The sequence below is a fragment of the Kluyvera georgiana ATCC 51603 genome, from assembly GCF_001654985.1.
In the GTDB taxonomy this organism is placed as follows: domain Bacteria; phylum Pseudomonadota; class Gammaproteobacteria; order Enterobacterales; family Enterobacteriaceae; genus Kluyvera; species Kluyvera georgiana.
On sequence record NZ_LXEU01000039.1, the window covers coordinates 130547 to 145072 of the forward strand.

A 14526-nucleotide genomic window follows, 5' to 3' on the forward strand; every position below is an offset into this window, starting at 1 on the left:
AAACAGGAATTTGGCTCCTCTGACTGGACTCGAACCAGTGACATACGGATTAACAGTCCGCCGTTCTACCGACTGAACTACAGAGGAATCGTGTGAACGAGGCGCATAGTACTGGGCATGGATATTTGTGTCAACACTAAATTTAACTTGCTGATTCAACTGGCTGAATTTAGCGCAAGCTGTTGTTTTAGTGTACTGCCGGGGGATTTTCATCCTGCTGGCTATTATCTCGTAACCGTTGCAATGGGTCCTGGCCGTAGAAGCCGCAAAAACGTTGCCATAGCGCCGGGAACCGCGGGGCAAAAAGTTCAGGCGCGCTGAAAAAGTATTCAGAAAGCACCGCAAAACACTCTGCCGGGTCGGTCGCGGCGTAGGCATCAATGCTGGCAGCGTTTTCGCCAACTAAATCAATCTCATCCTGGATGTTATTCATCGCGGCATGCAGGTCGTGCTCCCAGCCCGCGACTTCACGCAGCGGGATAAACGGCACGCCGCTGGCACGGTCACCGTTGCGTGTATCGAGCTTATGCGCGACTTCATGAATAATCAGATTAAAACCGGAAGCATCGAAGGAGTCCTGAATATCGAGCCAGTTGAGCACGATGGGCCCCTGTTGCCAGCTCTGGCCGGACTGAACCACCCGCTGGCTGTGTATCAGCCCGATATCGTCCTCCCATTCGTCGTCGACAATAAACGGAGCAGGGTAGATGAGAATTTCATGGAAACCGTCAAGCCATTCTAAGCCAAGTTCCATAACGGGCAGGCAGAACAGCAGCGCGATACGCGCTTCGGTGATCGGTTCGACGGTTAGCCCCTGTAAAAACACCATCCGCTTTTGTTGGAGGAAACGGTCGGCAAGCTGAACCAGCTTCACCTGCTCGTCCATAGACAAGTTGGCTAACAGCGGGATCGCCAGGGCCTGCGCCCACGGCAAATCGGCTTTATCGGCAGTGTCACTCGCTTTCCAGGGCCATTTAATCATCATTCTGCTCGTAAACTCGTCACTTGAACGTAATTGAAGAGACTGGGTCTGTTAAAATGCCAAAATTCCTGGCATGATGGCAACCATCAAAACGGAGAGATGCCGGAGCGGCTGAACGGACCGGTCTCGAAAACCGGAGTAGGGGCAACTCTACCGGGGGTTCAAATCCCCCTCTCTCCGCCACTATTCAATCACTTACGCCATTCTGTTTCAACGACCAGCATCACACTTGGTATAGACTGGGTATATCTTCCCGTTCCGATCTACGCTATCAACATTCTCTGAATTTTATTCTCTTCACTCGCGCACCAGGTTGCCTGACGTGCTGGCGGCTATCGCCATTTTGTTCCTCGATTTTCTCCGGGGCAGATTTTCTTTGCTAAGATTTTTGAGCTGCGGATTTTCTGATACCGCGGTGATTGATGGTGACGTTTAAATAACCTATGGTCGGGTGAGCAAAGATGAAGTATATCGTTCTGCTGATAATGATTATTTCCGTGCTATACGTGCATTTCAGGGGGAAGGTTCGGTTTCGCTTCTGGCGTCAGCTTTCAGACCATTCGACATTCACGGCACCGCTGAATGGCTTTATGTACCTTTTTTCTCGCGTCGACAACACGCCATATTTACGTCCAGAATCGTTTCCCGAACTTGCTGTACTCCAGGAACACTGGGAGGCGATCCGTGACGAAGGCATTCGTCTGCAAAATATGGAGAAAATTAAAGCGGCGGAAAAATACAACGATGCCGGTTTCAACTCGTTTTTTAAAACCGGATGGAAACGTTTCTACCTGAAATGGTATGAGGAGGCGCATCCTTCGGCCAATACGCTGTGCCCAAAAACCACTGAGCTGTTGCGCAGCATCCCCTCCGTGAAGGCGGCTATGTTTGCGACTCTTCCTGACGGTAGTCGCTTACCGCGTCACCGCGATCCTTACGCGGGATCGCTGCGTTTCCATCTTGGTCTGTTGACGCCAAATGATGATCGCTGCTTTATTGAGGTCGACGGCCAGCGCTATAGCTGGCGGGATGGCGAGGGCGTTCTGTTTGATGAAACCTACATACACTACGCAGAGAATACCAGCGGTGAGAACCGTCTGATTTTATTTTGCGATATTGAGCGCCCGATGCGTTATCGCTGGGCGCAAAAGGTAAACCACTGGCTGGGGCGTCACTTAATGAGTGCTGCGGTGGCACCAAACGATGTCGGCGATCGTGTCGGCGGTATTAATCGGAGTTTTCGTTATATTTACCAGATTCGTATTGTGGGAAAACGGCTGAAAAAATGGAATAAGGCTGTGTACTACATCGTGAAATGGCTGCTGTTTGCGGGGATCGCGGCCCTTATCTGGCGAGCCTTTTGAACCGGCGAGCGTGGTGGGCGTTTGTGAAAAATAGGCCGGGGACCGTTTCCTTTGTTTAAATTTAAACAACGTTGCGGTTTGCCGAGAGTTTTGGATGTGCGTAAATACGCAATTGTGCAATTTTTACGGACATCCTGTTGCGCTCTATAATCGTATGGAATGGAATTAATCAGGTATTTCTATGCATATTTTACCGCCTATCCGCCCGGAACAAAGTATCCAGCGTTTGACGGCACTGCTTGAGCCGATTGCCGAAAAAATGAAGGTTGTGCCGCGAAAGCGTATGACCTGGACCTACAAAAACCAGCCCCAGCTGTACTTATTTCAGCAAGGAGAGCTGTCAATTCTCAGGGCTTCCGACGGGCTGCTGATTGTCTCCGTTTACGATCCACACCTGTTCGGTATTGCTGAAATGATCCAACCCGTACGGGGCCATTTGCTGCGTGCTGAAACCGAGTCAACGATCCTGCGCGTTGATGCCAACACGGCCATGGAGCTGTTTCGTGAGCACGGCGTGTGGGAAGACGTGGCCGCGCTGCTGTCCTACCATACGGCCTATCTTTTTTATCGTGATGCGCTGGTGGTGCAGCAGCGGACCTATTCAGTGATTCGTAACCATTTGCTGGACATGAGCCAACTGCCGGAAGAGATGCGGATGCGCGTATCGATTCTTGATTATATTCAGGAACGTACGCACCTGTCGCGCAGTAGCATATTAAACGTGCTATCCGCATTGAAGAGTGGTCACTATATAGCGTTTAAACGTGGCGGCTATCTCATGGAACTCCATAATTTGCCGGAACGTTTTTAATAACTTGAGCTTCCCAATGATTAAATGCCACCGCCTGATGCGGTGGCATTTAATTACACGTTGATAAGGGGGCGAAGAACATCATTAAGCTTCTGCAACCCGGTAACGTTTTGCTCCTTCAGGTATAAATGATTCATCAATCGTATTTGATCGAGTTTTGACAAAGACACATAAACCTGATGTGCCTGACTGTGTTCATCAAATATTTCGGCAGTTTTCACATTCAGCAGATAGTCCGTTTTCAGATTTAACGTCATGTTATCGAGAATCGATTTATTCTGCTGATAGAGTGAGTTCATCGCCGTCGCGTCACGCGATGGTGAGCCATTTTGTACCACAGGAATTTGAATTGCGTCGATTTTGCTCAGCACCGCGGGCGATTCTGCAGTACAGGCCATGAGGCAGAAGGGCAATATAATAAGAGAAAGTTTACGCATAATTTTACATGAATTAAATAAGCATGCTGCTCATTATCTTTTTTCACAGCAGTACGGCGAGTGTTGATTTATCCATTTTTAAATAATGCAACGTCTTGACGTCTAAATTTAAATTTAAACGCGTTATCTTTTTATCGGTATCTCTGCCGGTGCTAGCCTTACGCCATTGTTATTTTGTTAAGTATCATCTGCCGCCGAGTATATCTCTACGTATCTTCTTTCCTGCGCGGCGAAATGTAAAAACAGAGGCTTTATGAAACTGAATAAAATGGTTGGCTGTATGGCTATTGCCGGGGTGTGTTCAACATCCCTGATTTCGCTGCCCGCTATGGCACAGGAAATGGGTAACGATGCCACGGTACAGACCAGAACGAGCAATGACGCGCTGTACAAAACCCTGCCGTTCGCTGACCAGACCGACTTTATGAATGCACACAAAGGTTTTATCGCTCCATTGCCACAGGAACTGATTAAGGGCGCTGCGGGCAACGTGGTGTGGAATCCTCAGCAGTACAACTTTATTAAAGAGGGTGAGAAAGCGCCGGATACAGTGAATCCGAGCCTGTGGCGTCAGTCTCAACTGATTAACATTGGCGGCTTGTTCGAAGTCACCGACGGCGTCTACCAGATCCGTAACCTCGACCTCTCAAATATGACCATCATGGAAGGTAAAGAGGGGATCACGGTTATTGACCCACTGGTCTCCGCTGAAACGGCGAAAGTGGGAATGGACCTGTACTACAAAAATCGCGGTAAGAAGCCCGTTGTGGCGATTATCTATACCCACAGCCATGTGGATCACTATGGCGGCGTGCGTGGCGTTGTGGATGAGGACGACGTGAAATCCGGTAAGGTAAAAGTTTACGCGCCCGCAGGCTTTATGCAGGAAGCCGTCTCGGAAAACATTATGGCCGGGAATGCCATGAGTCGTCGTGCGAGCTACATGTACGGCAACCTGCTGAAGCCGGGGGCGAAAGGCCAGGTGGGCGCGGGTCTGGGAACCACCACTTCTGCAGGGACCGTGACGCTGATCGAGCCGACTGATTACATTACCCATACCGGGCAGAAAGAGGTCATTGACGGCTTAACTTATGATTTTATGATGGCTCCAGGCTCGGAAGCGCCGTCAGAAATGCTGTGGTATGTGGAAGAGAAGGGGATGATTGAAGCGGCGGAAGACGTGACCCACACGCTGCACAACACTTATTCTCTGCGCGGCGCGAAAATTCGCGATCCGCTGGCGTGGTCGAAGTATGTCAATGATGTGATTGATCGCTGGGGCGGTAAGGCGAAAATTATTATCGCTCAGCACCACTGGCCAACCTGGGGCAATGAGAACGTCGTTAAGCTGATGAAAAGCCAGCGTGATATGTATCGTTATATCAACGATCAGACGTTGCGTATGGCTAACCAGGGCCTGACTCGCGACGAAATCGCCGCCAATTTCACGCTGCCGCCGGGCCTGGCAAACTCATGGGCCAGCCGCGGCTATTATGGTTCCGTGAGTCACGACGTGAAAGCGACATACGTGTTTTATCTCGGCTGGTTTAACGGCAACCCGGCAACCCTTGATGAGCTACCGCCGACCGACGCCGCGAAGAAATACGTCGATTACATGGGCGGCACCGATGCGATTATGCAAAAAGCTAAAGCGGACTACGCGCAGGGGCACTATCGCTGGGTCGCGCAGGTCACCAATCATATCGTCTTCGCCGACCCGAGCAACCAGGCAGCACGCAATCTGGAGGCGGATGCGCTGGAGCAGCTGGGTTATCAGGCTGAGTCAGGTCCATGGCGCAACTTCTACCTGACCGGCGCTCAGGAACTGCGTAATGGCGTCGTAAAAGGGCCTACGCCGAATACGGCCAGCCCGGATACCGTCAAGGCGATGTCGCCGGAGATGTTCTTCGACTATCTGGCCGTGCATATTAACGGCGAGAAGGCGGCGAACGCGAAAGCGGTGTTTAATGTCGATCTTGACAGCGAGGGGGGCAAATACAAGCTGGAGCTGGAAAACGGCGTGCTGAACTATAGTGCAAAAGTTCAGGCCAGCAACCCGGATGCCACCATTGCGTTTAACCGCGAGACCCTAAACAAAATTATCCTCAAGCAAGAATCGCTGCAGCAGGCGGAAGCGCAGGGTGACGTCCGTGTCACTGGCAATCATGCGAAGCTGGACGAGATGCTGGGCTATATGGATAAATTCGAGTTCTGGTTCAATATGGTAACGCCCTAAGCGTTAAGGAAAGCCCGGGCGAGGCGTGAGAGCGCCGCCGGGCATTCACGATAATCTGTTACGCGCCGGAGCTGGCGCGTACCACCAGTTCTACCGGTAGCAGAACGTTCGTCTCACTTTGCCCGGACAACAATATCTCCAGCGCTTCGCGGCCCAATCGCTGCTTATCGACGGCGATCGTGGTCAACGGCGGCTGCGACCATGCCGCCGGTTCAATATCATCAAAGCCCACTAACGCCACGTCTTGCGGCACGCGGATCCCGCGTTCTGCGCACACCGCTAACACCAATAGCGCGGTGGCATCGTTATAGGTAAAAATGGCATCAGGCGGCTCGGCGAGGTCAAAAAGCTCGTGAATGGCCCGCACTAGTGATTGTTCGGTATCAACCTGCGGAAGCGCGATAGCCTCGTATTCCGGTGGCATCAGCAGCCGTGCCTCATACAGGGCCTGCCGGTAGCCTTTTTCACGCTGACGGATACTGTAGTGCGAGAGCGTACTGGCGAGAAAGGCGATGCGCTTACACCCCTGATCCAGCAAATGACGGGTGGCGAGGTAGCCGCCCTGCATATTGTCGGGATTGATGCACGGCAGGCCCGGTGACCAGAGGTCAATCAGCACCAGCGGCAGCTTAAGTTGCTCCAGCATGGCTATCAGCTCTGGCTCAAAAAAACCGGCGCAGATTAGCGCATCAGGCTGATGCAACATCACCTGCTCGGCCAGAGCGTCACCGGGACCGGTTGCCAGAAAACTCAGGGCGATGCCCTGTTCACGACATTCGGCCTCAATGGCTAAAAACAGCGGTGAATAGAAGGGCAGCGCACGGTTGATATTATGCTGGCGATGGAGCAAAAACAGAACGCGTTTTATTTTATCGCTGCGCAGGCGGGAAAAATCGTAACCCTGCTGCTCGGCCGCGGCGATGATGCGCTGCCGCGTCTCCTCGCCCAGACCCGGCTGGCCTTTCAATGCACGTGAAACCGCACCGGGTGATACGCCGCATGCGGCGGCAATATCACGTATTCTGACTGCTTTAGCCATCTCACTCCCACTCTGTGTTAACGACGCTGTTCACCCAGCCACGCCGCACCGCGCACACCGCTACTGTCGCCATGATGCGCCTGTATAACCGGGGTACAGCATTGCCGGCCAAAAACATACTGTGCAATGCGTTCTTGTAGTCCCGTATACAGTTGAGGAATATTTGACACGCCGCCGCCAAGCACAATGGCATCGGGATCAAGGGTATTGATCACCCCGGCCAGCGCTCTCGCGACCTGATCCTGATAACGATCCCACAAGGCGGCAATGGCCGTATTGCCTGCGTTCAGCTGGGTAATAATGTCCGGCACCTTATCATGTTTACTAAATTTCTGAAAATACTGTCGTTCCAGGCCGCTTCCTGAGATAAAACTCTCTATACAGTTGCTCTGTCCGCAGTAGCAAACGTCGCTGTCACCGTCTTTCTGGGGGTGATAGTGAGGAAGAACGTTGTGCCCCCATTCGCCAGCACAGGCATTTGGCCCGGTAATCAAACGGTTGTCGACGCATAACCCCCCGCCGCAGCCGGTGCCTAAGATAACGCCAAACACCACGCCGTAGCCTTTTCCGGCGCCATCGATGGCTTCCGATAAGGTGAAGCAGTTGGCGTCATTGGTGACGGCAACGGGCATGGCAAGCTGTTGTTCAAGATGATCAACAAACGGCTGTTGATTTAGCACCAGGATGTTCGAGTTTTTGATTAAGCCATCGCGAGCGACGGCGCCGGGGATCCCCAGGCCTATGGAGATATTTTGCTGCGTGGCTTCGCGGGCTGCATGGATAGCGCCGATCACGGCTTGAAAGAAATCCTCATAGCGCTGTTTTGGCGTGGCGTAGCGCTGGCGATAAACCACTTCACCGCCGTCATTTAATACCACCGCCTCTATTTTGGTTCCGCCAATATCCAGTCCTAATCTCATGGTTGCTGTCCTGTTGTGGTAAACGATGGCGAAAGTGTAGGTTTTTTGTTTACTATACAAAATGATTGATGTGAGAAAATGTGACGTATATAGCGTTGAAAAGCGATAAATAGGCGTTGTAAGGCGATTTTTGTATAGTAGATAAAAGAAGACGCAATGAAAAAGGCCCTGTGATTCAGGGCCTGAAGAGAGATTAGAAGTGGTAACTTACGCCTGCCTGGACGCTGGCATCGTTATCCACATCGCCGGTACCGAAGTACACGCCGGTATTCAGAGAGAAATCTTTACCGATGGTGGTATTAATCCCTGCGCCGAAGATACCCATGGTGGCGTTATGACCGTTAGTGTTGTGATAGTCCGCCGCTTTGATATCGGTGTTATCGCTAAACTCGGTTTGATAGCGCGCATCCAGCCATGGATACAGCTCAACGTTTTTATTGAGATCCGCCAGTTTGGTGGTCATCCGCATACCCACGCCGGTGTTCCATTCAGATACCTGGCTGTCGCCGAAGGTGATGGCCTGGTCAGAGAAGCCGTCTTCCTGCGCTTTATCCCAGCCGAGGGTAGCGTACGGCTGAAGGACCGTTTCGCCCGGCAGCACGACGTTGACGCCGGCGCGAGCCTGGGTGGTGTACAGATTACCGTCGGAGGAACCGTTCAGCGCCTGGGTCATGCCGGTAGTGGCGTTGCTGACGTTGTTTGCCGAGGTGGAGTAGCGCATATCGCCATAGCTGAAGCTACCGTCAACGAACATGCCCCACAGGTTGTCGTGCAGAGACTGCTGCCAGCCGCCGTACACGCTGTAGTAGTTGCCGTAGACGCTGTCGCTAAAGTTGTTGCAGCCGCCGTTGGTGCTGCGATCGCGGCTGCGGGTCCAGCCCAGCGCGATACCGCCGGTCAGGCTGTCGCCATTGTTGAGATGTGAGGTCCAATCCACACCGCCCTGTACGCCCTGGGTAACGTCTTTATAGTCAACGTCGTCGCTGTAATCGCCGTTCTGGTAGAGGAAATCACCCCACACCTGCGCACCGTCGACGCCGTGGCCGAACAGGTTTTGCAGGTGTACCTGGGTCAGGCGGTTCGCCAGATCGTCGGTGATCATACGGCCCGCCTGCTTGGCGGCATCCAGACCGGCAATCATGCCCTGCACGTCGCTGGCCAGTTCGCCGCGCGAGCTGCTGAACAGAACGTTATAGGCGGTCCCGGTTGTATCCTGAAGGCCCGCTGCCGCGACCTGCTGCTCGGTCAAGGTATCTTCGTAGTTATACGCGCCGCTACGGCTTTCCACCTGCTGAGAACCATTGGCGAAGGTGGCGGTGACGGCATCGGTTGGGGTGCCTGAAGCGGTGGTGAAGGTGGCGACTTCGACGTTCTGCTGGTTAGCGGTGCTGAGAGCGGTGCTGGTGACGACCAGGGTATCTCCCGCGCTGGCATCAACATTGCCCAACTCAGCCTGACTATCTGTCGACATATTGACCTGAACGTCATTGCCGGTGGTGTCCGCCGTTAGCGTTGAACCGTTGTCAATGTTCCAGGTGGTATCGTTGTCGACTTTATCGGTAGTGATATCATTGTTGCCCGCGGTGTTTACCGTACTGAAGTTACTGATATCACCGCTAATGGCACTGCTCTCGTCAAGAGAAAGAGTATTGGTACCGTCGCCGCCATTAACGTTGCCGTTGACCTGTGAGTTGTTGGCTAGCGTGATGGTGTCATTGCCAGCACCGGTATTGATATCGCCGTTGACCGTACTGTTATCCATGTAAATGGTGCTGTCGGCATTTCCTTTCAGCGTGATATCACCGTTAACGGTTGAACCATTGGTTATATTAACGTTTGTGGCGGCAGCGGTTTTGCTATTGTTATTTAATAGAGCGATATCACCTGTAATATCGCTGTTATTGATATTAAGATTCAGCGTATTGGTGCTGTAGGCGGCAATGCCGACATCATCAAACCCTTTTCCATCGCCTGTTGAAGCATCAGCATTATATTGTGGAAGCATCTCTGCAATCTCACTACCTTCAGCATCAAGGCTGGAGTTGGTTAGTGAAATTGTGGTTGCTGATTTCGCGCTACCGGCATAAATACCCGCAGTTTTCAGAGTACTGTCGCTGACGGCGATATTCTGCTCACCCTGACCGGCGCTGATAATACTGCCATATATGTGGCTGCCATTGATAATGTTAACGTTGTGGGCACCAGCGTCCTGCGGATCCAGATAGATGGCTGCGCCGTGCATATAGTCTTTGTCGCCCGCTGTTGGGCCACCATCGCCGTTATTATCATAGGCAACGCTGCTGTTTTCACCATTCAGCGTCGAGTTGTCAACGGTAACAGTGGTGTTCGTTGTCGCGCCGACTGTGCCGACTTCAATCATGTCCGCCGTTGAGCCATTTTCCAGCGTGATGTTGGCCGTACCGCCATTACTCCCCTCGATATAGTAACCGGTCATATCGGACTGATTAACGACCAGCGATTGGGTATCGTTGTCGCCACGATGGCCGTCCATAAATACATCCGCATGCGGGGTTGTCTCATTCGCGATAACGGCATTTGTAACACCTGAATCCTGATAGTAGTTACCATCTGTGTAGGGCGTTAAACCACAGGTCTGAGAAATGTCGTTACCGGCACAGGTATCAGCCAGCGCAGAGCCAGAAAAAGAAGCCAGCGAAATAAAAATACACTGCGATAACAGCGTTAATTTGGTTTTGTTGCGCATTTAAAAATCCTTAAGAAATTCATATTAAAAAACATCGCGATAATATGCCTTTTAAGGGGGGTCTTAATTTTATAAATGTAATAGTGTTTATTGTTTTCTTTTTGCCAGAGATCACAAAAGTATTTTTAAAAACATATGAGAGCATCGGTGTTAAATTTGTGTCGTGAATGTTTAAGCGGGTAAAATGATCGTTTTTCGTCTATTTCATGATCATTAAGAGGTTGGCGTTATACTAGCGATCGATAACTAATTAAATATGTATTTTTTACACTGACATTTAATTATATTGTTTTACATGTTTTGTTACATTGAGATTAAAAAATATAAAACTATCGAAGTGAGTCAAAATAACGGATATTTATATTTAAGCCGAATGGCTTATGCTGAAGTAAAAAAAAGCCCCGAGAGGGGCTTTGAGTGAGAATGAGTGAGCAAATTTAGCGCTGAGTACAGCCTGCACACTGTTTATTCTGTATCTGTTGGAAGAAATCATTCCCTTTATCATCGACCAGAATAAACGCCGGGAAGTTCTCTACCTCAATTTTCCAGATAGCTTCCATCCCGAGTTCCGGGTAGGCCACGCATTCCAGACTCTTGATGCTGGTTTGCGCCAGCACGGCGGCCGGACCACCGATGCTGCCGAGGTAGAAGCCACCGTGTTTGTGACAGGCGTCGGTCACCTGCTGGCTACGGTTACCTTTCGCCAGCATCACCATGCTGGCGCCGTGAGACTGCAGCAGGTCAACATAGGAGTCCATGCGGCCAGCGGTGGTTGGGCCTAAGGAGCCGGATGCATAACCTTCAGGCGTTTTTGCCGGGCCAGCATAGTAAATGGGGTGATCTTTGACGTATTGCGGCAGCGGCTCACCGTTATCCAGTCGCTCTTTGAGTTTGGCGTGCGCAATGTCGCGGGCCACGATAATGGTGCCGTTCAGCGACAGACGGGTAGAGACCGGATGAGCAGACAATTGAGCCAGAATCTCGCTCATCGGCTGGTTGAGGTTGATGCTGACCGCATCGCCTTCACCCTGTTGACGCAGTGCCTCGGGAATATATTGCGCCGGATTGTGCTCCAGCTTCTCAATCCAGATGCCGTCACGGTTGATTTTAGCCTTAATGTTACGGTCGGCAGAGCAGGAGACGCCCATCCCAATCGGACACGATGCGCCGTGACGCGGCAGACGGATCACGCGGATATCATGGGCAAAATATTTACCGCCAAACTGTGCGCCGAGACCGAGGTTACGGGCTTCTTCCATCAGCTCTTGTTCCAGCTTCACGTCGCGAAACGCTTGACCGTGCTCGTTACCTTCGGTCGGCAAACCATCGTAGTAGCGAGTGGAGGCCAGCTTGACGGTTTTCAGCGTCGATTCTGCGGAAGTTCCGCCAATAACAAAAGCAATGTGGTACGGCGGGCAGGCCGCTGTACCCAGCGTACGCATCTTCTCAACCAGGTAATTTTTCAGCTTCGCCGGGGTGATCAGCGCCTTGGTTTCCTGATACAGATACGTTTTGTTCGCGGAACCGCCGCCTTTGGCGATACACAGGAATTTATATTCGTCGCCATCCACGCTGTAGAGGTCAATCTGCGCCGGCAGGTTGGTGCCGGTGTTCACTTCTTTATACATGTCCAGCGCGGCGTTCTGCGAATAGCGCAGGTTGTCGGAGATATAGGTGTTATACACGCCCTGCGACAGCGCGGCTTCATCGCCACCCCCGGTCCATACGCGCTGGCCCTTTTTCCCCATGATGATTGCGGTGCCGGTGTCCTGGCAGGTCGGCAGCACGCCTTTAGCGGCAATATCGGAGTTACGCAGGAACTGCAGCGCGACGTATTTATCGTTTTCACTGGCTTCCGGGTCGCTGAGGATAGCGGCGACCTGTTGCTGATGAGAAGGGCGCAGCATAAAGGCAGCATCGTGAAACGCCTGCTGGGCCAGCAGGGTTAACGCTTCAGGCTCAACCTTGAGAACATCCTGACCGTCAAATTGGGCAACAGAAACGTGCTCGCGGCTCAGCAGATAGTATTCGGTATTGTCATGAGACAGCGGGAAGGGGTCCTGGTAGACAAACGGTTTGTTCGACATAGCTCTTCACTCCATAAAAATAAAACCGTCGGAGGTTGCCCTCCGACGGTTATGAATCAGAACATCATAGACATCCACGGGTAGCCGATGACCAGCAGGGCGACCAGGAAGATGCCGCCAAAGATGGTGCCGAGGCGCCAGTAGTCTTTGGTTGGCAGGTAGCCGCTGCCGTAGTAAATCGGGCTTGGGCCGGTGCCGTACGGGGTGATGATCCCCATGATGCCCAGCGAGGTCACCATCAGCAGCACGAACACTTCCATATTCATACCCGGAATCGTGGAGGCAATCGTGAGCATCGCCGGCAGTAGCGCGGTGGTGTGCGCGGTGGTGCTGGCAAACAGATAGTGCAGCAGATAGAACGCCAGCAGCAGCACGATGGTCGCCACGCCCGGAGAGATACCGCTCATCAGCATACCGCCTTCTTTACCCAGCCAGCCGATAAAGCCGGTGGAAGAGAGGCCGTCGGCCAGCGCCACGAGGGTGGCAAACCAGACAAAGGTGTTCCAGGCCGCTTTGTTGCCGGTAATATCGTTCCACTCCAGCACGCCGGTCCACAGCATCAGGCCGATGATCAGCAGGGCGGCCATTGCCGGTTCAATCCAAGCCGCAGCGAAGATCCACATCATCAACGCGCAGCAGACGAATACCAGCAGCAGAATTTCATTGCGTGACAGTTTACCCAGTTTTTCCAGCTCACGTGCGGCCCACAGCGGTACCTCATCGTTCACCTTCACTTCCGGTGGATAGAACCAGTAGGCCAGCAGCGGCATGGTGAGGATAAGCAGCACGCCGAGTGGCAGGAAGGCAATAAACCAGGTACCCCAGGAAATGTTGATACCGACAATGCTTTTCACCAGCGCCAGCGCCAGCAGGTTAGGGGCGAGAGCTGAGAGGAACATTGAACTGGTAATACAGGCCGCGGTGATAGCCACCCACATCAGGTAGGAGCCGATTTTACGGGCGCTCGGGTCGTTCGGTTTAGAGCCATACAGCGGCGGCAGGTTGGCGATAATCGGGTAGATGGTCCCGCCGCTGCGCGCGGTGTTAGAGGGCGTAAACGGTGCCAGCAGCAGGTCTGCCAGCGTAATGGCGTAGCCGAGCGTCAGGCTACGGCGACCGAGATATTTCACCAGAATCAGCGCCAGTCGGCGACCGAAACGGGTTTTATCGTAACCGGCGGCGAACATGAAGGCACCAAAGATCAGCCACACGGTCGAGTTACCAAAACCGCTGACCGCCCATTTAAAGGAGGCGCCCGCCAGATGGAATTTATCGGCAGCCATCTGTTCCGGGCTAAACAGTACCCATTGGCTGCACAGCGCAATGGCGACCACGCCGGTCAGACCAATGACGGCACCCGGCAGCGGTTCGAAGATAAGGCCAACGATCACGCCGACGAAGATGGCAAAGTAGTGCCAGGCATAAGGTGGAAGCCCGTCAGGAACCGGGACGAAAAGTAATAGCACGGCCACGATAATGGGCAGGGCCATCATCACAAGACGGTTTTTCTTGCCGTCTTTCGGTTTACTCACCGGCGTCGGCGAGTGCGATGTCGCAGATTTCTCGTTCATATTACGCTTCTATAAGTAGTTAATAATTCGATTCGCAAAAACTGCCTTTCTGCTTTTTTTAGTTTTTTTACTTTATTTATCTTTCAAAAGTGTTGCAGGCAATTTTGAGCATGGGTCATTGACGCTATTTTATTTAGCACCAATGTGAAAAATTCTTATATTTATATAATGCTCTTTTGAAGGCAATTACAATTGATCGCGATCAAAAAAAGACAAGCGCAGTGTTATTTTTCTTCCGATCGGAATAACCCTATAAGATTATAGGTTATTGGCGGTTGTTGAGTATGATAAAAATTATATAAAGGAAATTTTTAGTTCCTGAATTAAATTTTATATCATTGTTTTTATTGGTTT

The 14526-nt window shown here is 52.0% G+C and carries 10 protein-coding genes and 2 tRNA genes; 4 read left to right on the forward strand and 8 right to left on the reverse strand.

What is annotated here, in order from left to right; genetic code table 11:
• Positions 1-11 precede the first annotated feature (11 nt).
• Positions 12-87: transfer RNA gene (locus tag M989_RS08940), tRNA-Asn, on the reverse strand.
• 100 nt (positions 88-187) lie between these two features.
• Complete coding sequence (gene mtfA, locus M989_RS08945; protein ID WP_167351050.1) at positions 188-985, reverse strand: DgsA anti-repressor MtfA; 798 nt, start codon at positions 983-985, stop codon at positions 188-190.
• A 90-nt stretch (positions 986-1075) separates the two neighbouring features.
• Here mtfA and M989_RS08950 point away from each other — a divergent pair.
• The 3 genes from M989_RS08950 to M989_RS08960 all read left to right on the forward strand — a co-directional run bounded on the left by M989_RS08950 (position 1076) and on the right by M989_RS08960 (position 3157).
• Positions 1076-1165 (forward strand) — tRNA-Ser (locus tag M989_RS08950).
• A 278-nt stretch (positions 1166-1443) separates the two neighbouring features.
• Positions 1444-2346, forward strand: a complete 903-nt coding sequence (lpxO, locus tag M989_RS08955) for a lipid A hydroxylase LpxO (RefSeq protein WP_064544454.1) — start codon at positions 1444-1446, stop codon at positions 2344-2346.
• Between the two features lie 181 nt (positions 2347-2527).
• Entirely contained in the window at positions 2528-3157 is a 630-nt protein-coding gene (locus M989_RS08960; protein ID WP_064544456.1) for a winged helix-turn-helix transcriptional regulator, read from the forward strand.
• A gap of 53 nt (positions 3158-3210) precedes the next feature.
• On the opposite strand, the gene M989_RS08965 is transcribed toward M989_RS08960, so the two are convergent.
• The gene (locus tag M989_RS08965) at positions 3211-3594 is read right to left on the reverse strand and encodes a hypothetical protein (protein ID WP_064544457.1); all 384 of its coding nucleotides are present in this window, start codon (positions 3592-3594) and stop codon (positions 3211-3213) included.
• 268 nt (positions 3595-3862) lie between these two features.
• Between M989_RS08965 and M989_RS08970 the strand changes: the two genes are divergently transcribed.
• Entirely contained in the window at positions 3863-5830 is a 1968-nt protein-coding gene (locus tag M989_RS08970; RefSeq protein ID WP_425337842.1) for an alkyl/aryl-sulfatase, read from the forward strand.
• Between the two features lie 58 nt (positions 5831-5888).
• Here the strand turns inward: M989_RS08970 and M989_RS08975 are convergent, their stop codons facing one another.
• From M989_RS08975 to M989_RS08995, 5 genes are all read right to left on the reverse strand, one after another.
• Positions 5889-6869 carry a LacI family DNA-binding transcriptional regulator gene (locus tag M989_RS08975; RefSeq protein ID WP_064544462.1) on the reverse strand — a complete coding sequence of 327 codons (981 nt, stop codon included), beginning with the start codon at positions 6867-6869 and terminating at the stop codon, positions 5889-5891.
• Between the two features lie 17 nt (positions 6870-6886).
• Entirely contained in the window at positions 6887-7789 is a 903-nt protein-coding gene (locus M989_RS08980; RefSeq protein ID WP_064544464.1) for an ROK family protein, read from the reverse strand.
• 193 nt (positions 7790-7982) lie between these two features.
• A complete protein-coding gene (locus M989_RS08985; RefSeq protein ID WP_064544466.1) occupies positions 7983-10514 on the reverse strand; it encodes an autotransporter domain-containing protein in 2532 nt (843 codons plus the stop codon).
• Positions 10515-10951: 437 nt separating this feature from the next.
• On the reverse strand, positions 10952-12601 hold the full coding sequence (fumA, locus tag M989_RS08990; RefSeq protein WP_064544468.1) for a class I fumarate hydratase FumA: 1650 nt from the start codon (positions 12599-12601) through the stop codon (positions 10952-10954).
• A 56-nt stretch (positions 12602-12657) separates the two neighbouring features.
• Positions 12658-14172, reverse strand: coding sequence for an anion permease (locus M989_RS08995; RefSeq protein WP_209438759.1), 1515 nt, complete (start codon positions 14170-14172; stop codon positions 12658-12660).
• Positions 14173-14526: the final 354 nt, after the last annotated feature.